The 26,833-nt window shown below is 63.6% G+C and carries 26 protein-coding genes and 1 pseudogene; 14 read left to right on the forward strand and 13 right to left on the reverse strand.

Features of this window, described 5'->3' with window-relative positions:
* Nucleotides 1–666 (reverse strand): IS256 family transposase (locus MOQ72_RS40010; RefSeq protein WP_443706328.1); only part of this gene is annotated, 666 nt, incomplete at its 3' end.
* A 460-nt stretch (nucleotides 667–1,126) separates the two neighbouring features.
* Here MOQ72_RS40010 and MOQ72_RS40015 point away from each other — a divergent pair.
* Nucleotides 1,127–2,677 (forward strand): class I adenylate-forming enzyme family protein, encoded by a 1,551-nt coding sequence (locus MOQ72_RS40015; protein ID WP_242191190.1) that lies wholly within the window; start codon nucleotides 1,127–1,129, stop codon nucleotides 2,675–2,677.
* Nucleotides 2,678–2,936: 259 nt separating this feature from the next.
* Here the strand turns inward: MOQ72_RS40015 and MOQ72_RS40020 are convergent, their stop codons facing one another.
* Entirely contained in the window at nucleotides 2,937–3,692 is a 756-nt protein-coding gene (locus tag MOQ72_RS40020; protein ID WP_242191191.1) for an IclR family transcriptional regulator, read from the reverse strand.
* Nucleotides 3,693–3,859: 167 nt separating this feature from the next.
* Between MOQ72_RS40020 and MOQ72_RS40025 the strand changes: the two genes are divergently transcribed.
* The gene (locus MOQ72_RS40025; RefSeq protein ID WP_277955386.1) at nucleotides 3,860–4,567 is read left to right on the forward strand and encodes an alpha/beta hydrolase; all 708 of its coding nucleotides are present in this window, start codon (nucleotides 3,860–3,862) and stop codon (nucleotides 4,565–4,567) included.
* A 112-nt stretch (nucleotides 4,568–4,679) separates the two neighbouring features.
* Here MOQ72_RS40025 and MOQ72_RS40030 read toward each other — a convergent pair.
* A protein-coding gene (locus MOQ72_RS40030) for an IS5 family transposase (RefSeq protein ID WP_372495638.1) occupies nucleotides 4,680–5,485 on the reverse strand; the annotation gives its coding sequence in 2 pieces (ribosomal slippage) (nucleotides 4,680–5,146 and nucleotides 5,146–5,485; 807 coding nt in all).
* 196 nt (nucleotides 5,486–5,681) lie between these two features.
* On the opposite strand from MOQ72_RS40030, the gene MOQ72_RS40035 reads away from it, so the two are divergent.
* Nucleotides 5,682–6,560, forward strand: coding sequence for an intradiol ring-cleavage dioxygenase (locus tag MOQ72_RS40035; protein ID WP_242191193.1), 879 nt, complete (start codon nucleotides 5,682–5,684; stop codon nucleotides 6,558–6,560).
* A gap of 221 nt (nucleotides 6,561–6,781) precedes the next feature.
* Here the strand turns inward: MOQ72_RS40035 and MOQ72_RS40040 are convergent, their stop codons facing one another.
* The 10 genes from MOQ72_RS40040 to cas4g/cas1g all read right to left on the reverse strand — a co-directional run bounded on the left by MOQ72_RS40040 (nucleotide 6,782) and on the right by cas4g/cas1g (nucleotide 15,235).
* Nucleotides 6,782–7,054: a hypothetical protein gene (locus MOQ72_RS40040; RefSeq protein ID WP_242191194.1), complete on the reverse strand. Its 273-nt coding sequence runs from the start codon at nucleotides 7,052–7,054 to the stop codon at nucleotides 6,782–6,784.
* The gene (locus MOQ72_RS40045; protein WP_242191195.1) at nucleotides 7,045–7,185 is read right to left on the reverse strand and encodes a hypothetical protein; all 141 of its coding nucleotides are present in this window, start codon (nucleotides 7,183–7,185) and stop codon (nucleotides 7,045–7,047) included. Before MOQ72_RS40045 ends, MOQ72_RS40040 begins: the two co-directional genes overlap by 10 nt.
* Before the next feature lie 119 nt (nucleotides 7,186–7,304).
* Nucleotides 7,305–7,634, reverse strand: coding sequence for a hypothetical protein (locus MOQ72_RS40050; RefSeq protein ID WP_242191196.1), 330 nt, complete (start codon nucleotides 7,632–7,634; stop codon nucleotides 7,305–7,307).
* 66 nt (nucleotides 7,635–7,700) lie between these two features.
* Entirely contained in the window at nucleotides 7,701–8,036 is a 336-nt protein-coding gene (locus MOQ72_RS40055) for a hypothetical protein (RefSeq protein ID WP_242191197.1), read from the reverse strand.
* Nucleotides 8,037–8,228: 192 nt separating this feature from the next.
* A complete protein-coding gene (locus MOQ72_RS40060; RefSeq protein WP_242191198.1) occupies nucleotides 8,229–8,654 on the reverse strand; it encodes a Rossmann-fold NAD(P)-binding domain-containing protein in 426 nt (141 codons plus the stop codon).
* A 218-nt stretch (nucleotides 8,655–8,872) separates the two neighbouring features.
* Complete coding sequence (locus tag MOQ72_RS40065) at nucleotides 8,873–9,937, reverse strand: integrase core domain-containing protein (protein ID WP_242191199.1); 1,065 nt, start codon at nucleotides 9,935–9,937, stop codon at nucleotides 8,873–8,875.
* A gap of 829 nt (nucleotides 9,938–10,766) precedes the next feature.
* On the reverse strand, nucleotides 10,767–12,485 hold the full coding sequence (locus tag MOQ72_RS40070; RefSeq protein WP_242191200.1) for a DEAD/DEAH box helicase family protein: 1,719 nt from the start codon (nucleotides 12,483–12,485) through the stop codon (nucleotides 10,767–10,769).
* Nucleotides 12,486–12,511: 26 nt separating this feature from the next.
* Nucleotides 12,512–13,264 carry a DUF5343 domain-containing protein gene (locus MOQ72_RS40075; RefSeq protein WP_242191201.1) on the reverse strand — a complete coding sequence of 251 codons (753 nt, stop codon included), beginning with the start codon at nucleotides 13,262–13,264 and terminating at the stop codon, nucleotides 12,512–12,514.
* A gap of 27 nt (nucleotides 13,265–13,291) precedes the next feature.
* On the reverse strand, nucleotides 13,292–13,579 hold the full coding sequence (gene cas2 / locus MOQ72_RS40080; RefSeq protein WP_242191202.1) for a CRISPR-associated endonuclease Cas2: 288 nt from the start codon (nucleotides 13,577–13,579) through the stop codon (nucleotides 13,292–13,294).
* Nucleotides 13,580–13,585: 6 nt separating this feature from the next.
* Nucleotides 13,586–15,235 (reverse strand): CRISPR-associated endonuclease Cas4g/Cas1g, encoded by a 1,650-nt coding sequence (cas4g/cas1g, locus tag MOQ72_RS40085; protein WP_242191203.1) that lies wholly within the window; start codon nucleotides 15,233–15,235, stop codon nucleotides 13,586–13,588.
* An 887-nt stretch (nucleotides 15,236–16,122) separates the two neighbouring features.
* Here cas4g/cas1g and MOQ72_RS40090 point away from each other — a divergent pair.
* The 11 genes and pseudogenes from MOQ72_RS40090 to MOQ72_RS40140 form a co-directional block, all read left to right on the forward strand.
* Nucleotides 16,123–17,172 (forward strand): type III-B CRISPR-associated protein Cas10/Cmr2, encoded by a 1,050-nt coding sequence (locus MOQ72_RS40090; RefSeq protein WP_242191204.1) that lies wholly within the window; start codon nucleotides 16,123–16,125, stop codon nucleotides 17,170–17,172.
* Nucleotides 17,135–18,085, forward strand: a complete 951-nt coding sequence (locus tag MOQ72_RS40095) for a Cas10/Cmr2 second palm domain-containing protein (RefSeq protein WP_372495639.1) — start codon at nucleotides 17,135–17,137, stop codon at nucleotides 18,083–18,085. The genes MOQ72_RS40090 and MOQ72_RS40095 overlap by 38 nt, the downstream gene beginning before the upstream one ends.
* Nucleotides 18,082–19,131 carry a type III-B CRISPR module-associated Cmr3 family protein gene (locus tag MOQ72_RS40100; RefSeq protein ID WP_242191206.1) on the forward strand — a complete coding sequence of 350 codons (1,050 nt, stop codon included), beginning with the start codon at nucleotides 18,082–18,084 and terminating at the stop codon, nucleotides 19,129–19,131. Before MOQ72_RS40095 ends, MOQ72_RS40100 begins: the two co-directional genes overlap by 4 nt.
* Nucleotides 19,131–20,066 carry a type III-B CRISPR module RAMP protein Cmr4 gene (cmr4, locus tag MOQ72_RS40105; protein WP_242191207.1) on the forward strand — a complete coding sequence of 312 codons (936 nt, stop codon included), beginning with the start codon at nucleotides 19,131–19,133 and terminating at the stop codon, nucleotides 20,064–20,066. Before MOQ72_RS40100 ends, cmr4 begins: the two co-directional genes overlap by 1 nt.
* Nucleotides 20,066–20,449 (forward strand): type III-B CRISPR module-associated protein Cmr5, encoded by a 384-nt coding sequence (locus tag MOQ72_RS40110; protein ID WP_242191208.1) that lies wholly within the window; start codon nucleotides 20,066–20,068, stop codon nucleotides 20,447–20,449. Before cmr4 ends, MOQ72_RS40110 begins: the two co-directional genes overlap by 1 nt.
* A complete protein-coding gene (cmr6, locus tag MOQ72_RS40115; protein WP_242191209.1) occupies nucleotides 20,449–21,336 on the forward strand; it encodes a type III-B CRISPR module RAMP protein Cmr6 in 888 nt (295 codons plus the stop codon). Before MOQ72_RS40110 ends, cmr6 begins: the two co-directional genes overlap by 1 nt.
* Nucleotides 21,333–22,268 carry a hypothetical protein gene (locus tag MOQ72_RS40120; protein WP_242191210.1) on the forward strand — a complete coding sequence of 312 codons (936 nt, stop codon included), beginning with the start codon at nucleotides 21,333–21,335 and terminating at the stop codon, nucleotides 22,266–22,268. The genes cmr6 and MOQ72_RS40120 overlap by 4 nt, the downstream gene beginning before the upstream one ends.
* Nucleotides 22,207–23,688, forward strand: a complete 1,482-nt coding sequence (locus MOQ72_RS40125) for a hypothetical protein (RefSeq protein WP_242191211.1) — start codon at nucleotides 22,207–22,209, stop codon at nucleotides 23,686–23,688. Before MOQ72_RS40120 ends, MOQ72_RS40125 begins: the two co-directional genes overlap by 62 nt.
* 2 nt (nucleotides 23,689–23,690) lie before the next feature.
* Entirely contained in the window at nucleotides 23,691–24,947 is a 1,257-nt protein-coding gene (gene cmr1, locus MOQ72_RS40130; protein WP_242191212.1) for a type III-B CRISPR module RAMP protein Cmr1, read from the forward strand.
* A gap of 112 nt (nucleotides 24,948–25,059) precedes the next feature.
* Nucleotides 25,060–25,764: a CRISPR system precrRNA processing endoribonuclease RAMP protein Cas6 gene (gene cas6, locus MOQ72_RS40135; RefSeq protein WP_242191213.1), complete on the forward strand. Its 705-nt coding sequence runs from the start codon at nucleotides 25,060–25,062 to the stop codon at nucleotides 25,762–25,764.
* A gap of 488 nt (nucleotides 25,765–26,252) precedes the next feature.
* Nucleotides 26,253–26,759: pseudogene (locus MOQ72_RS40140) on the forward strand (transposase); the annotation flags it as partial.
* Nucleotides 26,760–26,833 lie beyond the last annotated feature (74 nt).

The following is a 26,833-nucleotide window of genomic DNA, read 5'->3' on the forward strand; positions in this document are numbered from 1 at the left end:
CCAGCCTTTCGCGCCTTCGCCGCCGGTACCGGCCCACAGGCCGAGCACGTCACGCTCACCAGCGGTGTCGATTCCGACAGCAACGTAGATCGGCCGGTTGGCCACCTGACCGTCCCGGATCTTGACGTGAATCGCATCGATCAGCACCACTGGATAGACGCGGTCCAGGGGCCGGGCCAGCCAGGAATGCATCTCCTCGACCACTGTGTCGGTGATCTTCGAGATCGTCTCCCGTGATATCCGCGCCTGATAGATATCTTCCAGGTGTGCCTGGATTTCTCCGGTCGTCATGCCCTTGGCATACAAGGAAATCATCGTCTCGTCGAACCCCTCGACCCGCCGGGAATACTTCGCAACGATCTGAGACGTGAATGCGCCCTCCCGGTCCCGGGGCACATCAATCCGCACATCACCGACGTCCGCGCGCACGGTCTTCGCCGACGACCCCTTCCGCTCGTTCGGCCCGAACTTGACCGACGAGTCCCCTTTCTCATAGCCAAGACGGTCGTCCATTTCGGCGTTCAACGCCGTTTCCAGCACCGTTTTCGTCAGATTCCGCAGCACCCCGCCAGGGCCAGTCAGCGACACGCCTTCCGCGCGGACCTGCTCGACCAACCCCTGGGCGATCCGCAAATCACGATCACCATTCTCATCGCCCCCCGACACCGCCGCTGGATCCTTGTCCGTCAACCTTGATCCTTTCCCACCGAAGCGTCCACTCCAGCATGGTCAAGACCACCCACCACCCACAAGATCGCGGACAGTCCCACCAAGCTCACCAAGTGCGGCTGGAGTACTAAGCCTCTAAGCGAGTTACGGGGGTGTTGTACGATGATTGAGACTGATACTCCAGTGGTCAGTAGTCCCACTGTTCGACAGGCTTCGATCAAGGATTTGCGCTCCTTGTATGCGGGCCGCGTGGACAAATTGCTACAAGTTGTCCATTGATTCGAAAAATTCATCCGTGCAATACGCGATGACATCGCGGTTTCCCTGATGGGCGCAGGAGGTGTGGGCGGTGGGCACGGTTCAAGGCTCCGGTCGACCTGAATGCGGCGGAGGAGCGGACTCACGCCGTGTTGGTGGACGACCGGCGGCGCTGCTGCACGGTGGCGGGTGAGAGTCCGTGATTGATTCTCTGCCGCGCGGCGACGCGCCGTTCGATACCACGGGTATCGCCCGTGATGAGCGAGGTATTGCGCACTACACCGACATCCCCGCCTCGCTGGTGGAGATGTTTCGGAGCAGCGTGGAGCGCGCTCCGGACGCCGAAGCTGTGGTCGAGGTGGGCCGCCCCGAGCCCCCTCGGGTCAGCTTCCAGGAGCTCTGGGACCGGGCGGCCAGAGTGGCCGGCGGCCTAGCCGATAACGGCGTCCGTCCAGGCAATCGGGTGGCCATCGTGCTGCCCGCCGGAGTGGACTGGGTCGTCGGCTTCCTGGGCACCCAGCTGGCCGGGGCGGTCTCGGTGCCGGTGAACACCCGGTTCACCGAGCCCGAGATCGAGTATGTGCTGTGCGACTCTGGATCGGCAGCGGTGCTGCGACCCGACCAGCCGTTGCCCGACGGCGCGCCCCGCGCGGTGGAGCACCTGGGTCACGACGACCTGGCTGCGATCTTCTACACCAGCGGCACCGCCGGGTTCCCGAAGGGTGCGATGACAACCCAGGAGAACTTCCTGGCAAACGTCGAGACAACCATCCGCGTCCTGGGCATCGACCGGGCGGACGGGGCCGCGCAGCGCGGGCTGATCTCGGTGCCGCTGTTTCATGTGACCGGCTGCAACAGCCAGCTCTTGGTGCACCTGGCACTGGGCGCGGCCACAGTGGTGTTGCCCGCCTTCACGGTGCGAGAGTTCCTGGGCTCCCTTGTCGACGAGCGGATCAGCTTCGTGGCCGGGGTGCCGGCGATCTATGCGCTGTCCCTAGCGCAACCTGACTTCGCCGACTACGACGTCAGCGGGGTGACCAGGTTGACCTACGGTGGTGCGCCGATGACGCCGGAGCTGGCGCACCGGATCGCCACGGCATTCCCCAACGCCAGGTTGGGCAACGGGTTCGGGCTCACCGAGACCGCATCTTTCGCCACGTACCTGCCCAACGAATGGGCGACACAACACGCCGACTCAGTCGGCTTCGCCGCGCCCGTGGTGGATCTCGCGGTGCACCCATTAGCCACACGGGAGGCCGACGGCGTGGGTGAGTTACTCATTCGCGGACCGAACGTCGTGCGGGGCTACTGGAGTAAGCCGGAGGCCACCCGAGATGCCTTTGTAGCCGGTTGGCTGCGCACCGGCGACCTGGCCAGAGTCGACGAAGCGGGCCTCGTCTACATTGTCGACCGGTCCAAGGACGTGATCAATCGGGGCGGGGAGAACGTCTACTCGGTCGAGGTGGAGAACGCCCTGGCCGGCGCCCCGGGAGTGGCGGAGTCCGCGGTGCTTGGCGTACCGGATGCGGTGATGGGCGAAAAGGTCGGCGCGGTGCTGGTGCCCGTACCGGGCGACACGCTGGACCCGCGCGCCGTGCTGGACTACCTGGACGACCGGCTGGCCGACTTCAAGATCCCGCAGTACGTCGTGGTCTACGAGGAACCGCTGCCGCGCAACTCAGGCGGCAAGGTCCTCAAACGCCAGCTGCGGCAGCAGATCAAATGGGACGTCGCACTGCGCGGACGTTAGTTTAGGTCAGTGGTAGCCGCGTCGTTTGTAGCGGCTAAAGCGTACATAGTGTGTCGTTGCCGGCGGAAGCGTGACCAAGCGCCCCCGACACGGGGTCAGCGTTCACGCGTCGCCGACAGTGTTTATGCGCTCGACCTGTCGCCTCCTGAGTGGCTGAATCGGTACCCCTCAGTCTCTCGCGCGTGATACGTCACTTCGTCTTCGGCGCGATAGCGCATGAACTGCCCTGTCCCACGGAAGACACTTTCCTCAATATCGCTCAAGGTTGGTAACCAAGAGAACGGGAGATACCAAGCGCGGTGGTCCGGACGAAAGGGGCGAGCGAGGAGGGAGATTGACTGCTGGCCGCCACGGCGACGGAGATCGCGGCCGTCACAGCTCCGTCCGGTCCGTGGATGGGCGCTCCCACGGACAGAATGTTGTCATCCACCATTCTGTCGCTGACAGAGTATCCCCTCTTGCGGATGTCAGCGAGGAGCGAACGGAGCCGGCGCGGTTCGGTGATGGTCCTGGTTGTGTAGGTGGGCAGCGAGGAGCTCAACACGGCCTCTTGTACCTCGATTGGGGCGAAGGCCAGCAGAATCAACCCGACACCGGTGGCAAAGTCACCGAACCTGCCTCCGGCTCGGCTGTACACAGGCGGAGCGCCGTGGCCGCTCATCCGTTCCACGAAGACGACGTCCAGTTCCTCTCGTACGGCAAGATGGACGACGTGTCTCTGTGCGACCTTCGTCAAGTCCTGGAGGAAGGGCATGGCCACGTCCCGCAACCCCAGGCCCCGAGGTGCAAGGGTCGCCACTTCCCACAGGCGCAGTCCGATCCGGTATCGGCCGTCCGCTGTACGTTCCAAAGCGCCCCAGTCGACGAGTTCGGCGACTCGTCGGTGCGTGGTGGGTAGTGACAGGGATGCTCTCCGTGACAACTCGCTGAGAGTCAGAGTGGCTCTGCCGGGCGAGAAAGCTGCCAGTATTGCCAGCACTTTATGCGTCACCGACGTGCCCTGGCGGTCCGGCATCTCGTCCTCCTCTCATGGAGCACCGCTTCCCGCGCTGGTCGCAAGGACTCCGTGCGGAAGTCTTGCACTGAGTGAAAGTCCTCGTTGTGAGCCTACAGTCGCGTAGCAGAGGCTGCTCGTGCTGGCCGGTGTGGCTGGCCATGGCGGCTACACAGTGGAGCGCGCATATGCCGAAACTACCCACTCTCGTACTAGTGCACGGTGCCTGGCACCGCGTGAGCATGTGGAAGAAGCTGAGGGACGAGCTTTCCGATCTGGATGTCCGCACTGTGCAAAATCCGTCCAGCGCGCACGTCCGACCTGCGGAGCTGGGTGATCTCTACGACGACGCGAACGCCATTCGCGCTGCCGTCGAAAGCGTTGGCGGGCCAGTAGTGGTCGCTGCACACTCGTACGGCGGAGCCCCGACCACCCAAGCGCTTGCCGGTCTAAACGCCGTCAAGCGACTGGTCTACCTCAATGCCTTCATGCTGGACATCGGCGAATCGATCCTCGGGGTCGTGGGAGGAACTCCGCCGGATTTCTGGGGAACGGAACACCTGGCCGACGGGTATTACGACGTGCTGCGCGCCGAATACCACTTCTACAATGACCTGGACCCGCGGGCTGCGAGCGAAGCCGCCGCAGCACTCGGCCCCCATTCGGTTGCATCGATGAACCAATCGTTGACACAGGCCGCCTGGCACGCCATCCCCAGCACCTACGTCATTGGCGAAAAGGACGCGGCCATCCCCGGCGAAGCCGGGGCATTCCTGTCGCAGCGTGCACAGCGGGTCGTCCGTATGGACACCGGTCACTCGCCCTTCCTGGTCCGGCCAGCTGAGACAGCGGCGCTGCTGCGCGCGGAACTGAACATCGCGGCCCACGCAAAGTGAATACCAAGAGAACAGTGAGCGGCCCTCGATTGACAGCGAAGTGAAGATCATTATCCGAAAAAGATTCCCCACCAAAGCTTCAGGCCACAAGCGCGGAAGCTTTGAGGGTGTCTCATTTGGTGAGTTTCTTGTAGCAGGTGAGCGCGGCGGCGAGCGTGAGGAAGCCGCAGAACAGGGTGCCGTAGCGCTCGTAGCGGACGGTGAGCCTGCGGTAGCCGAACAGCCAGGCGATCGTGCGTTCGATGATCCAGCGGTGGCGGCCGAGTTTCGTGCTGGACTCGATGCCCTTGCGGGCCAGTCGGGGGACGATACCTCGGTTGCGCAGCCAGTCTCGAAGTTCACCGGAATCGTATGCCTTGTCCGCGTGGAGTTTCGCGGGCTTGAAGCGGCGTGGGCCTCGGCGGGATCGGATCGTGGGAATGGCTAACACGAGCGGCTTGAGGGCGGCGTTGTCGTGGGTGTTAGCCGCGGAGATCCCGACCGCGAGCGGAATGCCTGAACGGTCGGACAGGGCGTGGATCTTGGAGCCCGCCTTGCCTCGATCGACCGGGTTCGGGCCGGTTACAGATCCCCCCTTTTCGCCCGAAGCGATGCACCATCCAACATCGCCCGGGACCAGTCGATCATCCCTCGGCTTCCCAGCTCGTCGAGAACAGCTTGATGCAGTCGCCGCCACAGACCCGCTTCGGTCCACTCCATAAAGCGCCGGTGCGCGGTCGGGACTTTCACCCCGAAGCTGGGTGGCAGATGTCGCCAGGCGCATCCGCTGGTCAGCACGAACACGATCGCAGTGAACACTTTCCGGTCATCCACACGCGACATCCCTCCGCCCTGCGGTCGCTCCTTCGCCGGAGGAACCAACGGCTCAACCAGGCCCCACAACTCATCCGGCACCAACCGCAACGACAACTCGTCCATCACAGATCATGATCATGCCCGCAGGCCCACCAAGATCCAAGTGAGACACGCTCTTTACCAGTCAATAGAACTATTGTTAAATTCGACATGTTTGGCGCGACAGCGGCTTTGATACCCTTTCGTGTTCTCGCGTGTACCCCCGTTCCCGTGGGGCGCGAAGTGATCCGGTTCTCCCTCCACTCAGAAAGAAGACGCCATGCTTTCCGCAGATTCCAGCTTCGACGAGAAATCCGCCACCGCCTTGGTGAATTCCAGCTGGGCCAACACTTCCGATGAACGCCTGAAAAAGATTCTGACCAGCCTAGTGACTCATCTCCACAACTTCGTGCGGGATGTCGAACCCTCCATGGAGGAGTGGATGCAGGGCATCGACTTTCTGACCGCAACCGGTCAGAAGTGCGATGACAAGCGTCAGGAGTTCATCCTGCTCTCGGACCTGCTGGGCGTGTCAATGCTTGTTGACGCAATCAACCACCGCCGACCAGCAGGTGCAACGGAGTCGACGGTGCTGGGACCATTCCATCTCGTCGATTCCCCGCCGCGCGAACTGGGCGCTGACATCTCACTGGACGCCAACGGCCAACCGTGCGTGGTGGCGGGCACTGTTCGTTCGCTGGATGGCACGCCGCTCTCTGGTGCCCTGGTCGATGTGTGGCAGGCTAACGGAGACGGCTTCTACGACGTACAACAGCCCGACAAGCAGCCCGAACTCAACCTTCGGGGCTTGTTCACCACAGATGAGACAGGGCGTTACTGGCTGCGCAGCGTCGTGCCGCGCCACTACCCGGTACCCACCGACGGCCCTGCTGGCGATCTTCTGGAAGCGGCAGGGAGGCACCCGTACAGGCCCGCCCACATCCACTTCATCGCCGGTGCGGAGGGACATCACCCCGTCACCACACACATGTTCCTGGACGAAAGTCCCTACCTCGACTCGGACGCCGTCTTCGGCGTGAAGCAAGAGCTGATCCGCCCGGTCACCACCGTCTGCGACGCGACACGCGCCGCAGAGTTCGGCGTCCAAGCTCCGTTCCGCCTGATCGAGTTCGACATCGTCCTCGATGCCGCATCGTGACAACCGAGTTCCAGGCCGCTGTCATCGCGCAGAGTTCCGGCAACGTTGTTTAGGCTGGTTACAAGACGGGCACGGCTCTCGTTGATCATGTGAGTGTCTAGCGGGGGAAGCGGTGCCTGGTCCCTGCCGTAGTTGATCGTCTGGGTCCCGCTCCTCGCCCTTCTGGGCTGTGGCCGCCCTTGTCACTGCCACCGGTCTCGCCATCCTGGGCGACGCCCCCGCTACCGCTCCGGACCCGAGCGCCCCGAGCGCGGTGTATGCGCGGCGTGCGCTGCGGCCCCGCAGTGCGGACCGGCGAGCAGCCCGGCCAGGGAGTGTTCGCCGTTGCGTTCGATGACCGTGCGCAGCATCTCCACGGCCCGGGCGTTGAACGTCCAGCGGATGATCATCAGATAGCCGTCGAGATAACCCTCGGCGCGCGGCCGGGTGAGCAGCTCCCCCGGCTGCTGCTGCCGACCACGATCAGCCGCACGCGGTCCGCAGGTCAAGAACATGCTCGGCCAGCTTTCCGCGCGACGATCCGTCGAACGTCGACGTCCGGGAACTTCTCCAGCCAGCCCAGCACCCCGTATGCCTGCTGCTCATACACCTCGTAGTCATGCCTGCGGCGGTTCTCGTCGAACACGTCCGCGAGCCCCCGGTCATCCTATGAGCACCCCAGAGTACTACGCTCCAACGATCGCAGAACCCGCCGACTGATCCGGCGTTCGGTGGCACCTTGAATCGGTGGTTTCAGTGTCGTAGTTATTCGAACCGCACGTCCGAGAAATCGATCGATACCATTAAGGCGTCGCGGTTTGGCTTCCCGTCTGCTGCGCAGAGGAAGGCGCGGCGCTTGGTAGGCATCTGAATTTCGTCGGCCTCGATGTAGTCAGACACATACTGGGCGGCGAAATCGCCACCGGTCATCTCGCCCGCGTAGTCATGACGCCGCAACAGGAAGTCCGGCCCGAAGTAGAAGTCCTGCTCCGTGCTGTGACTCACGATTGACGGTGGAAATCGCACCCGCAAGCATCGCCAGACTTCGCCGTCCTCCTCGCGTGGCGCGACCTCGGTTATCGAGAAGCCCGGCATGGCGAAAAGAAAGGGGGTCGAGGTTCAGACAGCGTAACCGTTGAAATAGGCGCGGTGCAGCGGATCCTATGCAGTGCCTTTTTCATGGCCGGCGAAGGACGACTCCGGGTTGGACCGTTCGGCGACGACTTCCCCGTTCAGTATTTCGATCGCGATCCGCTCAGAGGTGAAGTCGGTTTCAGGGGTGAAGTCGGTTTTCTGATCGGGTGATCCAAACGGTTGGACCGACGCCCACTGCCGGTGCAGTGCCACCGTCATGGTCCGAGGTTCGGGGTCCTGGGGCTGCTGCTTCAGACCGAACAGGCTACCGCCGGTGACAATCGAAGCACGGACAAAATTTCGGTTTCGCCACCGCGTTAGCCCTCCGCGTGCCTCGAGTACTTGATCGAAGAGGCTGGTCATCCTGGCGTTCCTCATTCCCTGCTGTGCGGTCCATCGTTCTCGGCGCCGGCAGCGGTGACGTGACGGCGGCGGCCTACCATAACTCCACGCCCATGTAGCTCGGTGCACGTCGCTGGGCACTCGGGCAACTTTGCGTCCTGGGCGCAGAGGCCCGGCTGCCGTCTATCTGGCTGGCAACCGGGCCCAGCCGTGTCAGGACGAACGCACGATTCGACGGACTGCCGAATCAATCGTCTCCGTCTCGTGCCCGATGAGGCGCGACAGCGTTCCGTTGCTGAACTCGAGCGCCCCCTGAACCGTGTTCGTCTCAATAGCCGCATTGATCTCTGCGACCGACCTGGCGAGACCTGCGCTGGCGAGCCGATCAATGTGATCGCTTTCCGAGAGGTTCTCGTAGCGAATGTCGCGTTGCAAGGTTCGGGACAGCGTGGTCGCGAGCTCGTCATACGTCCAAGCGGTATCGCCAGCGAGTTCGTAGATCGTGTTCTCGTGGCCAGTTGTGCTGAGTACCACGGCAGCCGCCTCGGCATACTCAGCTAGCGCGGAGCTGGCGACTCTGCCGGATCCGGCATTGCCGAAGAAGCTTCCAGTCCGTTCTGCGATCTGAATTTGTGACACGAAGTTCTCGTGATACCAGTTGTTTGCGGAGAAAGGTATACCGAACCCCGCTGGCCCTGATCGCGTCTTCGGACGCAAGATGTTCCGGCCCGAACACGAGCTCGCCCATATCGACCCGCGGCGCGCTGGTGTATACGACATGCCCGACTCCCGCGTCTGCGGCCTGTAGGGCGCCAAAACTCAGAACATGGGTCTGAACTGGGGTTTTCTGATTGGTATCAAGCGGCTCCGGTGTACTCGTTGATCAAGCCGCTGAGGACCTTACGGCGGAGCATGGGTCTGTCGATCGGAATCACCGTTGTGGGATCGTGCTGCGGTGGGTGCTGGCGGAGGCTCTGATGTGGACGATGGGCGTTGAAATGGTCGGCGTACTCGCAGAGCGCCGCCCTGGCGTGCCGCTCGTTGTAGAACAGGAGCCGGTCGGTGCACTCCTCGCGGACGGTACGGACGAATCGTTCCGCGAAGCAGTTCGCCCGTGGTGTCTGCGGCGGGGTTTTGATGACGTCCACTCTCTCGGAGGCGAAGATCGCATCGAATGCAGGCGTGTACTTGGTGTCGCGGTCTCGGATGAGGAACCGGAACGACGCGGCCCGTTCGCCGAGGTCTATCAGGAAGTTACGGGCGACCTGGGTGGTCCAGGGTGCCGTTGGGTGCGCGGTGACCCCGAGAATGTGGACGGCGCGGGTGCGGACCTCCATCGCGAATAGGACGTACAGCCGACGAAGGCCGACAGTGTCAACGTGGAAGAAGTCGACAGCAAGCAATCCGGATGCCTGAGCACGCAGGAAGCTGCGCCATGAGGTGTCCGCTTCGCGTGGAGCCGGGCCCAGGCGGGAGTTCCGGAGGGTACGGCGGATGGTGCCCGCGCCCAGGTGATGCCCGAGGCCGACCAGCTCGCCCTGGATGCGCCGATGGCCCCACCTGGGATTTTCTCGGGCCAGGCGGACGATCAGGTCGCGGAGTTCGGTGCTGATCGGTGGCCGACCAGGTCGTGAGGGATAGGTCCACTTCTTGGCGATCAGACGCCGGTGCCACGCCAGAAGAGTGCCGGGTGTGACGATCCGTTCCCGTCGCAGGGCGCGAGGCAGTGAGCTCGCCAGCGCGGACAGGGTTGCTCGATCTGGCCATGACAGACGAGGCCGACGCTCCAGCTGGCGGCGTAACACCGCCACTTCATGTCGCAACACCAGGATCTCGGCGTCCTTGGCCGCAGTACGCCGGGCGACCAGTTTCAGCCAGGCGAACACCGTCACTGACGCCAGGTACATCAGTCGAAACGCCATGATCTGCGATCATGGCCTAAACGCAGAGGTCAACGAAAGCCCTGGTCGCCGGCCGAGGATAAGTTATGGCACGGTACAGGCCGTCTGCGCGTTCTCGGGGCTGAACGCGAGGTGCTGCTGCAGCAATACGAGGTGGCCACGCCGATCTTTGACCACGACGACCGTCGCCAGTCGTATGAACGGATCGCAGGCCTTTCGGACGAGCTGTAGTGGGCGGAGCCTTGTGCGACGCGCTGGGCGGGCGACTGCGCAGCGGATCGGTCGAGATCGGTAGGGCGTGCATCTTGCGAGCGGCTCGGTTCAAGCTAGGCCGTGAAGAGGCGCTCGCGACCGTGTTTGTGCAGGGCAAGGGGCCTTTACTGATCCGTTGTACGGGCTGGGCGGCGATATCTCGGTCTTCGTTGCTGGGGCGCTCGAAACCGGCTAAGGTTTCGCAGGTCACCGGCGCCTGAGACGACTGCGGTCGACACAATCTCGCCCGCTTGCGGGCATAGAAACTCCCGGTTCGGGTGGGTCCCATGCGTCGTCGAGGGGTGTCGACACAACCTCGCCCGCTTGCGGGCATAGAAACTGTTCTCGCCGGTGCTGGCCTCGCCCTGCGACCACGCGTCGACACAACTTCGCCCGTTTGCGGGCATAGAAACCGCGGTGCCGCTAGTGCCGGTCCATCATGTCTGCCTCGAGTAGGCAGAATCTCGCCCGCGCGCGGGTGCCGGGGCGGTTGATCGGCTCCGGTTCGTTCCCTGTGGTCGGCACGAACTCGCATGTCTGCGGGTAGTCGAACCGGCTTTCCGCCCTGCGCTGTGGAGCGCAGGGCGGAAAGCCGATCTCAGCCGGAGTTGCCGTGGCTCTCGCCGTCCAGACGGATGCCGACAGCCAATCGGGCTGCGTAGGTCGTGGGGATCAGTACGATCTCGCACACTGAGGTCGCTTTCTCGTGTTCCATAGTGGACACTGACTGCTCCAGATCGAGCACGTCGATACCGCGTAGGTGCGGGTCGTCGATTCCGACGAGGTCGTAGTGGTCTGAGCGGGTGGTTTCCGGTGCGGCACCGCGCACTTCTGGCTCGGTCTCGTCGGTGAGCGGAAAAGTATCGCGAATAATGTCGGCGAACGCCTCGCGGATCACGGGATGGTCCGGGATGAGGATTTTCGCTGGCAGATGCTTTCCAGTGTCGCGTTCGGTTGGGGTCAGGCGCATCGCACGCGCCATCATCTGGGCCACGAACAGCGGTGCCACGATGTTCGAGGCGTACGCGATCGTGGAGATTTGCGGACAGTCGAAGCCCTCCGTGACCATGCGAACGGTGACGATCCCGCAGGACTGCGGTTCGTCACGGGCGGTCCGGAGATTGGTGAGAGCATCAGGCTCGTCGTAGACGACCAAGCGCGCGAAGTCGGTACCCGTGGCCTTGTTCAGTGCGCGTGCGGCGTGACGTGCCACGACGACCGTTGGTGCGACGAAGAGCAGCTTCAGGTACTCCGCGTGATCGAGCGCCTCGATTTGCTCGTTGAGCAGCCGCACGGCTTCGGCTGCGAAACGGTCGATCCATTCCGGCGACTCCAGCACCTGTGAGAGCAGTGCGGTGCGTTCATGCTCTTCCAGGTCGGCGATCTGCTTGCGGGGTACCGGACAACTGCTGGACAGGTCGAGGTACTCGGCTCGTCCGCCGTAGCGATAGAGATCGGGTGCGCGAAGTTCGGTGCCGACGAGCTCGCGTGTAGGCACGGCCCAGTCGGTGAGGGCCTGAAGCTTGGGCGTGCCGTCGACGGTCACGCGTTCGTACCGAACGGTCGAGATGCGGCGGCGCGGATCGGAACGGAAAAGGGTTCCGGTCATGTTGAGCACAGCGCCCGCGCGAACCTCGCCCGCCGCGACATCGCCGACCATGCACCGCACAGCGTTTCCCCACGATGCCTCGTCGGCGACGTGATGCACTTCGTCGAAGACAAGCAGGGTTGTTCGCTGTCGCATCCGGGTCGCGTGCACGCGCGCGTAGGTGGGCAGAGATTGGTATGTGACGATCACGCCGACCAATCCGTCGGCCTCGAGTGCACCGTCCGTCGGGTGCGGGTCGAGGTGAATTGCGAGCTGGGCGAGTTCTGATCGCCACTGCCTGACCAGCGCGGTGCTGGGCACGACGACCACAATGCGTTCGATGAGCCCTGCGTCGAACAGGAGGCGCAACAGCAGGGCGGCGAAGATCGTCTTGCCTGCGCCAGGGGTGGCCTGGAGCGTGGCGGTGCCGTGCCGGAAGATTCGGTCGGCGATCACGGGTAGTGCGTCAGCCTGCCAGGGCCGGAGAGTGAGGCCGGCGATCGGGTCCGCGTCGTGGTTGCCGAGTCCGAGGTTGCAGCTCGGGCACCAGGCCTCCAGGTTCCGGAGGGTGGTGGCGCCGCCGTGCGAATGGGCGATGAGATGTGCTGCGTGATAGTCGGGCCCGAGTTGCGCGCCGCACCGCTGGCACTGGCCACCTGCATCTTCGAACAGGTGTGCGCGTTGCTGCGGGTCGGCGCGGCGCTTCGGGTCACGTCCATAGCTGGCCATGGTCTTTTCCTTCTTGATGTGCGGATTCAGTCGGTGTTGCTGTCGGTTTCGCGGGAGGTGTCATCGGGCTCGTTGCCGGGGTGGGCCTCGCGGTAGCTGTGGATGCTGTCGATGATTCCGAAGACGAATTTCCGGTCTTCCTCGGTGAGTTTCAGTGGATCGATCTCGACGCCGAGGCTGAGTTTCCCCGCCCCTTCGGCGAGGGTGACGATCTCAGTAGGACGCGACGTTGACTCGGGTGCGCTCGCTTGTTTCGGGACTCGCGGAGCGCGGGAGCGCCTCGGCCGCGATGGCGCGGTTTGCCTGCTGATCTTGTCGACGTTGCGTTCCCAGTTCTTGCTCACCTGGATTCCGGCGAACTTGGCCGCCTGCATGAAGAATCGGATCGCCTTGCGCCGGGTTTCACCGCTCTGGCCGAAGGATTCGCGCCAGAGGTCAAGAAGTTGTTGCGCAGTGGCGTTGAGGCCAAGCTCAAAGACCGGTGCGTAGTGCTCCTGCACAAGCCGTTCGACCACGGTTGGGCGCGCGTCTTGGCTGTAAACGATGTCGTGAAGCAGTTGGGTTGGAACATCGTTTGAATCGATGAGTCCCGTTTGCCGGAACAGGGCGAGATAGTTCGACTGCACGGTCCCGGGCATCCAGTGCAGGTAACTTCGGTCGATTACCGACGGGAGCGCCTCGTCGTCGGCCATTCGATCGAGACTGGACATGAACACCCCGAAGGTGAGGTTGTAAGGCGGGACGAAAGTGCTTGTGGTGGCGTCGTTGTTCGTGGTCATGATCCTTTCCTTTCTTGTGATGGGGTTTCACACCACCCGATGTCCCGTAGCGGGCAACGGGTGCCGACGTCCAAGGAACTCGAGTCGGCTTGTGTCGTCGGGTTTCCCGAGGTCGACGATCAGGATGCGGTCCGCTGTTGGGTCGATGATCTGGTCGAGTATGTAGGTCATGTCGGCGACGTCCGCACGAGTGAGATCGCACAGGAACACCGAATACTGCGCTCTGTCACCGAAGTCCTCCATCCGCTTGGCGACCCGGCGAAGCCGGTGGGGAGAACGGATGTCGTATGCGACCAGGTAGCGGCGTCGAAGCATCAGGATTCACCTGCTGGTGAATGCGGTGTAGTGGGAGATTTCGCCCAGCAGACAGGCCGCGAACAGCCGCGCCTGGATCTCGATCGCGCGTCGATAGGTGACCTGGTACTCGAAGACCGGATGGCGAATCTCGGTCGCCAAGCGGTGTTCGTAGGCGTCGATGACCTCACGGCGGCCGGTCTTGGTGAGCGCCACCGAGACCGGATGGACGTGGAATGTCGCAGGACGGGCCTGGCGGTTGTTGATCAGAGTGAAGGCCGTCGAATCCGCGATCAGGGGACGGAATTCCTCGGCGAGATCGAGAACGAGCGCTGGGCGGCCGCGGTGCGGCTGGTGGTAGCAGCCGTAGTACGGGTCCAGGCCGAGCGCGTAGCAGGCGGTCATGACATCCTTGACCAGCAGGCCGTAGAGGAACGAGAGCAGACAACTCACGGCATCCTCCGGTGGCCTGTGAGTGCGTCCGGAAACTTCGAACGACGGACCGGGAAGACGATGATCGTTGCGTAATGAACGCGCGAAGCCGTTGAAGTAGGTGCGGGCCGCGGCGCCCTCGATGCCCAGCAGCGTGCTCAGGGTCGGAGCGCGCTGCGCCCGGGCGGCTTCGGCGTCGAGTCGGTCGAGAAGATCCTGGTCTTTGAGATGTGGATTGCGTCGAAGCAGGGTTCGGCAGTTGCGGATCTTTCCGCTGACCATCCGACGTGCGATGTCGAACATCTGATCCGGATGTGCGGTGAACTGACGCCGGCGCAGCTCGACATGGTTGCCGAGCGTCGGAACTCCGACCGCCTTGAGGCTGCCGTGAGTCGACGTCCACACGAGTGGGCTGCCCTGATCAGCGAGCGCGTGCACAGCTTGACTCGTGACCGTGACTGGGCCCGAGACGACGAGGTGCAATACGTCTCGAAGCCGTACGGACAGCAGCTTGTCCTCGCCCTTGCTGACGACCAGGCGATCACTGCGAACACTGACGGTGGATCCCGGCTCGGCGATGTAGATCGGATCGCGGGCAGGAGCACGGGGGAGAAGACGTCTGGGCTTCTTGGTGTTCCGCTCTGCGAGTTCGTTGATCTCGTCCGGCATGCAGATCGGAAGCATCGCGCAGAGCACGCACTTCTGACTGTGTCGTAGCGGAGGCGGCGGTTTCGGTTGACCGACCAGCTTGAGTGCGTCATCGATTGCACGGCGCAGTTCGGTTTCGGCCTCGGCGGTCCAGGGAACACGAACACGTTGACGAACGGAGTCGTACCAGAGATAGCCCTCAGTGCACTCGTAGCCGTGTTGCCGGAGAAGCACGATTTGTGCCATGAGTTGCACATGTTGGTCCGGCCAGGGACTGCCGTCACGCTGCGGTGCGCCCCGGCGAAACTCTACGGGATGGACGCTCCCATCGACTGCTTCGACGACGTCGCAGGTGGCCCACAGTCCGCGCTCGGCGGAAGACAAGGCAAGCGAACGGATCTTCCAGTTCGCCGGCTTAATGCGCTGAGCAGGGCGTTTCTGGCCGGTGGGGATATCAACGGAGGAGTGGACGTGGCGGCCGAGCCGCATTTCCTCGCTGTCGAGTCGGTAGCCCTCGGCGTACTGTAGGTGGAACAGGCGTTCGCAGAATCGGATATCGCCGACAGCACGGGCGCCGAGGGGAAGTGGGTCGTCCATACGATCATCTCTTGCAGCCAAGTCCGGTACGGTGCCGGATAAGCCGCAGGGTGCGCCCGGATCGCGGCTCTGGGAAGTCGCCCGATGGTTCTCGCGGTGACTACCGCGTGTGCTCAGCTCGTATAGGGCTGTTGCCACCGATGGGGCTGGGAATCGGGGTGCGCCGGTAGGTGATGGCGGCGAGTTTTGCGGTCGCTTCCGCGACGCGGGTCACGCGGATTCGGCCGGTGCATGCTGGCGTGTCGGGCCGGTAGTGCTGGGTCGCTGGTTGCTTCCGTTTACTTGAGCTGCGACAGGTTGCGAGCGGTTCGGTTCGCGGTTGGCCATGAGGAGGCGCTCGCGGCATGGTTAGTGCAGGTCAGAGCCGGTAAGGTGATCGGCATTACGGGTAGGAAGGCAGAATGACGATCTTCGTTGCCCAAGCGCTCGAAACCGACTACGATTCCGCAGGTCACCGGCCACGCAAAACGTGAGCGGTCGGCACAACCTCGCCCGGCTACGGGCATAGAAACACCACTACTGCACCGCGTTTGGTGCGCCCGATAGTGTCGGCACAACCTCGCCCGGCTACGGCGGCATAGAAACCCGTCGGTCCTGCGGCATTCCATCCTGGAAAGCGGCGCGTCGGCACAACCTTGCCCGGCTACGGGCATAGAAACTCGGCTGGCCGTAATCGTTCTCGTCCTTGATGCCGGCGTTCACCAGAACCTCGCCCGGCCGGGCATAGAAGCACCAGGCCCCAGGACGACGCGCGGATGGGAAGAGCGTCCGTATTTGGCTGGTCGGTGGTTTGATGGAATCGATCGAGCGGGTGCCCGCGCCTGCGGCGCGGGTTCGTGTACCCATTTTCTGGGAATCCGGGGAACAGATGCGAGCCGCCTGCTATCTTGATCAAAGACAGCGATCGCAGGGTCTCGAGGAGGTTGTTGCGTGGGGCATGCACAACGCACTTTGCGCTGTGTCAAGGAAAATCACACGTCAGATTTTTCGATCACGCCTGGTGGAATGACGCATTGCGGCGATCGTGGTCCTCTGGGGGCGGTGTGAGCGAGCCCAGGGACGACTCAGCTGTGCAGGGCGACTTGGTGATGCTGACCGTCGGTGGTGTGCAGCCGTTCATCGCGGAATCCCGCAAGACCGCGGACGCGGCGGGTGCGAGTGTCGTGGTGCGGCAGGTTGTGGCCGCCGCGGCGTTGAGCGTACGCGATGCCTTGGCCGCGCACGACAAGCCGTATGGCCTGGTCATACCAGATCCGGGTGCGCTGATCGATGATGGCGAACGGGTTCCTGTCGGGATTAGCAACAAGATCGTTTATCTGGCACCGCCGAACACCGGTGCTACGGTAGCGGAAGCCGCTGTCAAGGAAGCTGGTCGGCAGTGGACCTCGCTCGTGGCCGAGACTCACGGGTCGATCCCGCCCACCCCGGGCATGCCCGACTTGGCGTGGGTGAGCGTTGCCGGTGAGATCGGCAACGACGGGTACCGGGAGCTGTGGTCGACTGCGGCGCGTGCGCTGGACCAGCGAAAACGAACTCGATGGTTCGAGGTTAGCAGGACGACCAGTAAGACGTTGTGTGCCCAATCGCCGTTGTTGCCCTCGGTCACCGCACCGCGCGGTCGTGATGCGATGAGCGTGCCCAAGCACGAACGCCACGAGCAGTTATCGGCGGCCGGCTGGGTGAAGCGGCACGTGGGCAACACAATTTACGGTCTCGGTAGTCGTTTCCCTGCCACGACGGTGGTTGCGTCGAGCTGGTTTCGGGATCAGCTCATCCGGCGGGCGGTGGAGAGTCCGAACCTGCGTGGCGAGCTCGTTCCGCTGGTGCAGCGGATGTCCGAGCTGGCTCCGTCGGACGACATGAAGCACGTCGGGTTGCCGACTAGCGTGCCACCCGGATTTGGAGGAGCTGTCGACGACTCTCGGCACGCTGATTAGCCCGGACGCGTGGGAACCGCGAGTCTTACAGGAATACGGCGACGAAGCCGGCGCTTCAGCATCGGCGGGGCGGCAGATCGCTTCCCAGATCGGAAATCTCGCGAGCGAGCACGACGTTCCTGAACTGACACCGTATTTCGCGATCGTCGTGCAGGATCTGGACCGGTTGGGCAAGAAGCTCGGTGACCTGGGGCTGGCGGACCAACGCAGCGCTTCTCGGGCGCTGACGGAACTCGGCTGCGCCCAGCGCGCGTTGAGTGAGGAGCCCGGATACTTGGGGGTACCGGTGTTCGCGGGCGGGGACGATTTCCTGGCTTTCGCTCCTGCGGCGACCGCGTTGTCGTTGGCTGCGGCGATCCGCGAACTCACCCACGCGCATTTGCAGAACACGCCCGCGTTGCGTGAGGTGACCGCGTCGACTGCGGTCGTGTTCAGTCACATGACCAGTCCGCTGCGCGAAGCGATTGCCACGGCCCAACGCGCGCTCGACCAGGCCAAGGACGCCGAGGGTGCAGGGCGCGAGCAACGCGATGCACTGGGTGTGGTCGTGCTACGCCGAGGTGGCGAGCGGGCGCGAACCGTTCAGCCGTGGTACCTGGCCGAGGGCCAGAACACGACTGAGCTCCTGCGCGCGATCGCCCCGGATGCCCAGTTCTCCGGCAGGCTCGCCAGCCACTTGGAGCGCGATCACGACGAGTTGAACCGGCTCGCCGCGCATTCCGACACCACCGTGCGGGAGACAGCCCGTGCCGAGGTGCGGCGGCTGGTCACCAGGCAGGGTGGCTCCAGTGAGGTCGCCGATGCCGTGATCAAGCTGGGCGAGCAAGAACGTCGGCCACCTGGCGAGGTACCGAGATTCGACCCGGTGCCGTCGACGTTGGTCGCTCGTTTCCTTGCCCAGGAGTGCCGATGAAGACGACATGGTTGGCGGTAGAACCGCTGGACACGCTCATGGTGCGCGACGGACGGGCGTTCAACGCGGGCCAGAACGGACGCGGCGAGGCTGTCGCTCCGCCGCCCTCGACGCTCGGTGGCGTGGTGCGGCATGCGATCGGTGACAACGTGAAGCACCGGATCATCGGGCCAATCGTCGACGTCGCGGGCCGCCGGCGTTTTCTCGCACCGGCCGACCTCGTCCGTAACGACAACGGTGACACCGCCCGGCTTAGTGTCATCGAACGGCCTGTCGGTGTGGTCAGTGACCTCGACGCAAAGCTCCGGTTCAGTCATGTCCTTGACGGCGAGGGAGGTCGCGAGCGGAGTTGGGTCACCGCCGAGGGCCTGCAAGCCTGGCTGTCGGGTGAGTTCGCTCCGGGCACCGTGTTGGACATCGAGGGCCAGGACGAGTACCTGTGCTCGGAGCCGTGGACGCGGGAGTCCCGGCTGGGGTTGGCGCGGGAGTGGTTCGGCGAACACCGGGACACTGCGGCCGAGGACATGTTGTATTTCGCCAATCACTTGCGTGTGGAGGACGGCACACGACTTCTGGTGGGATGCCAGGACGACAAGGTGCTGACCGTGCGCAACGACCTGGCGCTCATCGGTGGTCGGGGACGCATAGCGCATGTGAGGGAACACGGTGACAGCCCGATCCCGGCTGCCGCGCAGAGGTTTCCGGACGGACGGCTGACGGTGTATCTGGCGACACCCGCATTGGTCAATGACGTCTTCTGGCATCCGCCGGAGGCGCGACTGTGTGCGGTCGCGCTCACCGGCCCCGCACCCATTGCCAGTGCGTCGTGGCGCAGGGGGTTCGGGCAGACGCGGCTTCTGCGCTGGGCGGTGCCTGCGGGAACCGTCTATTACCTGCAGTTCGACAGCGAGGATGACGCTCGACGGTGGTCGAGTGAATGGCACGGCACATTGCTACCGCCAGACGCACAAGGCGAAAGCGGCAGCAATGGAGAATCACGCATCGCCACAGCGGGTTTCGGCACCTGCTTGACCGGGAGTTGGTAGTGGAACGACGTTTGTTGGTGCTGTTCGCGGAAACCCCCATACACGCTGGGGGCAGCGAATCCACCGGGGTTGTGGACCTTCCCATCCAACGGGAGGCGGCCACCGGCCTGCCCGTGGTGTGGGGGCAGAGCCTCAAGGGCGCGTCGCGCGACGCGGCCCGAGACGCCAAGTGGTACCGGTTGGGCGATGAGAAGCGGGTGTTCGGCTCCCGGCCGCCTGGCGCACAGGGCGACGACGGTGCGGCCGACGACGGCAACGGCGAGAGCAAGCTGGTCAAGGGTGAGGTGTCGTTCGGCGACGCCCAGCTGATGCTGTTTCCGGCGCCGACACTGATCAACACCTACGGTTGGGCGACGTCCCCGCAGCTGGTGTCGCGACTGACCCGGAAAGTCGCGTTGGTTTCGGCCGATACCGCTATCCCGACGCCGCCGGCCAATCCCGGAGGCCAAGCGTTTGTGACGGGTGATTGGGCAGGCGGTCAGCAGGTAATTGGCCCGAATGTGCTTCCCGTTGAGGTGCGGCAGTCGGTCGAGCAGTGGGCTGCGGTGCTGGCGCGATTGAGCTGTCCGGAGGGAGGGGAGTTCGACTACACCCGTGAGAAGCTCTCGCGTGACGTTCTCTACGTGGCCGACGGCGTGCTCAGCGAATTGACGAACACCGGAACCGACGTCGTGCCCCGGGTTCAGCTGGATATCGAGAAGAAGACGGCGAAGAATCTGTTCTATTCCGAGCATCTGCCCGCCGAGAGTGTGCTCACCGCTCTGCTGACCGGGCCGGCGCAGGCACTCGATTCGCTGACGGCGCTGCTCGACGGTAAGCCACTGCAGCTGGGTGGCGATGAGACGATCGGCAAGGGCCTGTTCTGGTGCCGGGTCCACGACGCCACGTCCCTGCGTACCGTCTTCGCCGCGAAGGCTTCGAAGGAGACGAGCTGATGGCCCAGCGAATCGACCAGGAACTGGCGGTGGCGGCCACCAAAGCTCTCCCGGAGCAGGTGGATCGTGAGCTGCTGACCGTGTTGCGGGCAGTGCCGGTTCAGATCCACAACAACGGCCTGGCCATGGCCGCGACCTATCTGCTCTCCAAGGCCAAAGGTGCGCGCGAGGACGACCGGTACTGGACGGTGGCCCACGTGCTACTGCGGGAGGCAGCCGATGTGATTCGACTCAACGTCGAATCCGATGACCCGCTGGTGATTCTCGACAGGCTGATCAAGGCTCCCAACGAGAAGTATGTGGTCGCACAGCGTCGAGCGCAGGAGCTCGCGGCGTGGTTGGGCCGTATCGGCTCTGCACGCAAGGCGCCAGGAGACGACTGATGGCCGTTTACACGCGACTTCCCTCCTCTGCCAAGGCCGAAAGCCCGGCTGCTGTGGTCGATCCGTATCTGCGCGCTCGGAACCTGCGTGGCGGCCCGAACACTGCGTTGGTGTTCACTGGCATGTGGGTCGGGAAACGCGACAGCGATGGCACGTTGACACCTGATCCCGACGGGCAGGTCACACATCTCAAGAAGGTCGTCGAAACATCCGGGCAGGTGGACGCCCGGATGTTGACCGCTTTGCACCGGCGTCGAATCGAGGCCGCGCGCGCATTGGCAGAGCGGTCCGGGCGCGTGGCGCAGGAAGTCGTGATCCGTCCACTATGGCGTGTGGTGGTCGGTCATGGCGGCGACGACAACTATGAGACCGGACTTACCTTTTCCCGCACATACGGAGTCCCGCTCTGGCCCGCATCGGGACTGAAAGGCCTCGCTGCGGCGCAGGCCGGCGACCGCACTGAACCTGCGGACACCGAGACACTGGTCAGATTGTTCGGTTCACCACGTGCGATGAGCCCCGACCATGAGCCCGACCAGGATTCCGAGCGCGAGGCCGAACAAGGTGGAGTGATCGTCCTCGACGCGCTGCCCGAGACTCCTCCGAAGCTGGTCATCGACGTGCTGACCCCGCATCAGGTTCAGTACTACAAAGAGGTCAACGACCCGCAGAAGGACGTCGTCAAGACCCCGCCAGCCGAATACCACAGCCCCGTGCCGGTCCGATTCCTCGCAGTGGGCGCCACCCCGTTCCGCACCGTGTTGATCGGGGACGAGGCCGACGTCGACGAGTTCCGTGCATACCTGAAGTCCGGTCTGGATGATCGCGGTCTTGGCGGCAAGACCGCGGCAGGTTACGGCTACTGCGAACTGGAGAACCCGTCATGAGCAGTCGGTTGCACATCATCCCGGTGGGCATCTCACTGCTGAACTTTCTTGAAGGCAGGCGCAAAGACTGCGATGACGGCGCCCGCAAGCGCGGGCATCCTGTCCTTCGTGGCGTCCTTGGCAACCGGGATGTCTGGCAGGAGCTGCGGACCAGGCCACAGGAGACAGTCGAGGTACCCGACGCGGTTCTTGGCGCCGACCATGCGAAGGCACGGTTGGCGCTTGCGGGGCTGGAGCCAAAGGCGTGTGCGGAATGGGACGCACTGGACCGGTATAAGCAGCAGTTTCCGGAGGCCGAGCTGGACACGTGGGTGTTCGTGGGTTCGGACACCGAAGAAGGATCACGCGCTGCGGTTCTCACAGCTCTTGGGCACACGTACCGGCAGGAGAATGTCTCACTGCGCTACGTGGACAACCCGCACACCTCAGAGGGTTTCCCGTTGCAGCCCGGCGGATGTTACGTCGCCCGGATCCCCGGGCTGGATCTGTCGTCCGGGGCCGACTTGCCTGAGAAGACGTGGCTGGGCCTGGGCGGTCTTGGCGGCCTGGCCGTGCGCTGCTCGACTCAACTGCAGGCGGCGGCTTCGACGCGTCACTACAAGGTCGTGTTCCACCTATCCGGCGGCGACAAGGCAATGCTGCCGTATTTCTTGACGATGGCGGAAGCCGTCCGGACCAAGCTTCAGAAAGATGGAAATCCCCCCGTTCAGAAGGACGGAAATCCCCCGATTGAGGCATTCTGTCTGTATGAGCAGGGTAGTCGTCCTGTTGCGTTGCCGGTCGCGCATTTCACTGGCTCGCTGCGCGAACGGGTTTTCAACCTGGCTGAGGCAAGCAACGGCGGTGAGACCGATGTGGACGACATGTCGGTTGACGGACTGGTGGGTTTGTATCTGGACGGGGGGAGCTGCGGGCTGGGCGGCGCAGCCTGACTCCGGCCGGCAGGATCGTTGCGAGGACGCTGTGGGAGACCTGAGTGTGCTTGCGGATCTAGTTCGCGACTACGAGACCGACGCCCTTGTCGTAGACTCTGGCTCTCGCTCGCCGTTCCCGAAGCCGGGAGAATGGCAAGCTCTCGAGCTCACCGGACGCGCAGCAGACCAGCTCGGGAACGTGCTCCGCAATCCCACGCTCATCGAGGGATACGGACGCGCGGACGCCGCGGAGAAGTATCGGTTACTGGCTGACCTCGCTTGTCTGGTGGAGAAGTATCCGACCGAGCAGCTGCCTGTGAGACTCCGCGCCCTGGCGGTGCGGTTCCGATTCCTGGTGTGGACACTGCCTTTCCGGCTACCTGATCCGGATGGGGGTGCCGAGTTGTTCCAGGACCCCTCGGATGTCCTTCAACGGCAACTCGGCCTGTCCGACGCGGTGGAGCTGGCGCGCAACGCTAGACAGGAGTGGTTGGCGTGCCTCGCCACGGCCGACACCGACCCGTGGCTGTCGGGCCTGCGCGCGCGTTGTCTCGTGCGGTTCGACGAAGAGCACCGCTGGCTGACCGAGCAGTGGCCGCAACGACCCGGTTCCGGGCCGTTGTCACTGCATTCCACGACTCCTGACACCGCCGAGTTCCAGGCTGATCACCGAGAGATCGCTGGACGAGTTGTCGACCTGCATTGGCTACCGATCGGCGACGTCCGCTCCGCGGCTCGTGCCTTCGGCCCAGGCCGTCGGGGGGTCCAGCTTCTTCCGTGGGCTCCGGTTGCGCTCGCGTCATTGGTGGCCGTGGCGACATTGTCCTGGCCAGGCCCGGACTGGGGGCGGTGGTGCGCCGGCGTCGCGTTGAGCGCTCTACCGATAACCGGCCTGCTGCTGCCGTCTGGCTGGGACGCATTGCTGTTGCTGAGGCGACCTGCGACTGTAGCTGCCGGCACCGCAGCGATGTTGGCGTTGACACCGAGATGGTGGGTGTCGCCGAACGGCTGGAAGACGGCCGTTGCCATTGCTGTGGCGGCGATGCTCTACCTGGTGCTGGAATCGCGATTGCACAACGAGCGCCGCTGGTCGGCGTTACGCCGCGGTCTTCTGGTCGGCCTCATTGGAATTTCGTACGCGTTCTTGATCAGCCTCGTGGTGTTGGGATTCGCTGCCCCAGCGGTGGCCGAGCACGGCGAGTGTCTGACCGGCCTGTGGAGCCATCCCGCGTGGCAGTACCGAGACCTGACCCCTGAGTGCACGAAAGCGCTAGCTATGTGGCCGGATTCGGTTCCGCTTGGTACGGCGGCGGCGCCGGCTGGAGCGTTGACGGTCTTGACCGGGTGGTCGTTCGCTATTGGAATCGCGCTTCAGCTGTTGTGGGACGACCAGCCGGTGACCGCGCCGCTCGGGCGGCTTCATCGTCGAGGAGGATAGTCGTGACGAAATGGACCACGTTTCACCTGGAGGTCGTCACGCCGCTGTTCAGCGGCGACGACCGGGCGAGCACAGACTCGCCAATCCGCGTCCCGTCGATCCGCGGCGCGCTTCGGTACTGGTTCCGTGCGGTCGCCACAGGTCACGGTGTCGATGATCTATCCACACTGGCCAAAGAAGAGTCGGAGATTTTCGGCGACACGCAGAATCCATCAGCTATCCGGATGCGAGTGATCAGTCAGCTGGTCGCCGGGGGGAGCGGTACCGAACCAGCCTGGGCCAAGCCGCGCAGCAACGGTGCGGCTCGCGGCGGGCACGGTCGCGACCGGAACGAAGGTCAATTCAACGGCGTGCAATACCTGCTTGGTCAAGGCCTTTGGAGTCATCGAGATAGGCTCACTCGCCCTTTCGTCGAACCGGGCGGGAGGTTTGAGTTGCAGGTCCGCCTGACTGACCACGACGAGCAGGTCAACAGTCGATTTCTGCTCGCGATGTGGGCATGGCTGACCTACGGTGGCCTCGGCTCCCGCGTCCGGCGCGGATTCGGCCAGCTGCGATGCGTCGAGGTCTCCGGCGCGACGCGAAATCCGTTGCTCAAGGCTATGACCGAACGACCCGACTGGGAAGCTCTCGGCGAGAGCGCTATCCCACGTAGCCTGCGGGACGAACGCCAAATCGGATGGTCGACATGGCTGGGGGAGCCGGCGGGTGACAATGACACAATGCCCGCACACCCGATGCTCGCTCCAAAGTGGTGGGGCGGTGTCTTGTTCAAGGACCGTCTCCGGTCGTTCGGGGAGGCCTTGGATCTAGCCGGACAGAAGTGGCGTACATTCCGCTTGGGCGATCATCCAAGCAAAGACCTACCGCCACCGTCACCGGGACGCTCTCCGGAATGGGTGAAGTCGATCCAAGGACCGAACAACGACTTCCCGATCGGTGCACTTGGCTTGCCCGTAGGATATTACTCGCGGAAAGGAAGCTCGACCTTCAAAGGAGAGATATCCGCTGAGGTTAAAGGCGGTGAAGGGCTCCGGCGAGCGTCACCGGTATGGCTGCGGCCGGTGCATCTTTCGCGCAACGAATGGGGAATCTTCACGCACGTCTTCTATGCCCAGGTGTTGCCCGAAGGTGCCGGACTAGTGGGCACGGGATCCGCGATAAACCTCCAACTCAAATTGCCGCCTGACGAGTCAGCGAACTCGGCGGAATCACAATTGGATCGCTGGCTGGATAATGACGTCAGATTGGACGACTAAAAGCGCCTAGGGTGATCAACCAAATTTGCACTGCGCGAGGGTGACGCGCGTTCGGATCGGTCGTCGATGAGGAATCACACGACCAAATCATGTCATGGGGGAGAGAACTCCAATGCCGGCCACGATCACGCTCACGCTGGAATCGTCTGAACGCATCAGAGTCTACCCGGCCAGGTTGCACGGGGCGTTGTGCAAAATTCTGGAAGAGCCAGATGCAGACCACCGGCGACAGCACAAGCCGTTCGCCGCAGGCCCCTTGCGGGAGAACGAGGACGGAACGCGCTGGCGCATTGGCTGGCTCGGGAAGGAACAGCCCGCCCGGTTACCGGAGAGCGTCCGATTCGGCGATGTGACTTGCGCGGTGCGGGGAGTGCGGCTCGAGAACCTGGGATATGCGGAGTTGGCCCAGGCCAAGCCTGCTCGGCACGCGCAGTTCGAGACGCTCAGTCCGCTGTATTTCTCCCGGGACGGACGCGACCACCCGCTGCCGGATCCAGTATCGATCGTGAGAAGTCTCGCGCAACGCTGGAACGCACATGCCCCTGCCGAGTTCATCATCCCCGATGACGTATTCCGATCGCTCTTGGACCGGGTCATTCTCCACGAGATGGACGGAAAAACCATCCGAACTCCGGTGTCGGCGACCATGAAACAGATCGGATTCTTCGGAACGTTCCGGCTCGGCCTGACCAAAACCGCCGACCACACGACAAGCACCTTGTTCGCCGCACTCATGCAGTACGCGACTATATCCGGGATCGGGGCTCAAACGTCACACGGTTTCGGCGCAATGGAGCTGACCGAGATCGTTCCCTGATGTCCCGCCCGTCCTTACCGACGCAGATGCAGCGCTCACGCCTCTGCGAGCTCCTCGGTGGACGCTTGGCCGCGAGGAGCCGCTCGCAACGTTGTCTGCGCAGGTCAAGGCGACCGAAGTGATCCACTTCCTGGTCTGCCACCCAAGATGTCGATCTCCGTTGCCGGGGCACTCGAAACCGGCTACAGTTCCCCAGGTCAACGGCTTTCTCAGAAGACAGCGGTCGACACAACCTCGCCCACTTACGGGCATAGAAACGTGGCGCCTAACTGGTGCATGACGTCGACCAGTTCGGGTCGACACAACCTCGCCCGCCTACGGTTGGGGCTGGGGGACTGTGCAGTGAGCGGTGTTTCCGGTCCGACACGCCGGGCGGTGGTCCGGCGGGATGGGCACTGTGAGTGATGACATCGGACGGTGTGAGTCCACGCAAGGGCGAGAAGCAGGTGGGGCGGGAGAGCTCGCCGGAGCAGGCCGCCGTGGCGGAGATGGTGGCCCAGGCCCGAGAGCAGGGTCTGGAGTTGACCGGCCCGGATGGGCTGTTGAAGCTGTTCACCAAGAACGTGCTGGAAACAGCGTTGAACGAGGAGATGACCGAACACCTCGGCCATGCCAAGAACCAGGCCGACCCGGAACGGGACTCGTCGAACATTCGGAACGGGTCGAGGACGAAGACGGTGGTCTCGGACGCGGTCGGCGAGGTGGAGATCGCGGTTCCACGGGACCGTAAAGGCTCGTTCGAGCTGCAGATCGTGAAAAAGCGCGAACGACGTCTGTCTGATGTGGACGAGGTTGTGTTGTCGCTGTACGCGAAAGGCCTGACCACGGGCGATATTTCCGCGCACTTCGCCGACATTTACGGCGCGTCGGTGTCGACGGAAATGGTCTCGAGGATCACCGACACTGTCGTCGCGGAGATGGAGGAATGGTCGAACCGTCCACTGGAGGCGGTCTACGCCGCGATCTTCATCGACGCCATCCATGTGAAGGGGCGGGCTCTGGCGCAGTCTCCGTGAATGTCAGTTCGTTTGGAGGAGCACGCGTTTTCGGAGGAGGTCGAGGTTCGCTC

Source organism: Saccharopolyspora soli (assembly GCF_022678645.1).
Classification (GTDB): Bacteria; Actinomycetota; Actinomycetes; order Mycobacteriales; family Pseudonocardiaceae; genus Saccharopolyspora; species Saccharopolyspora soli.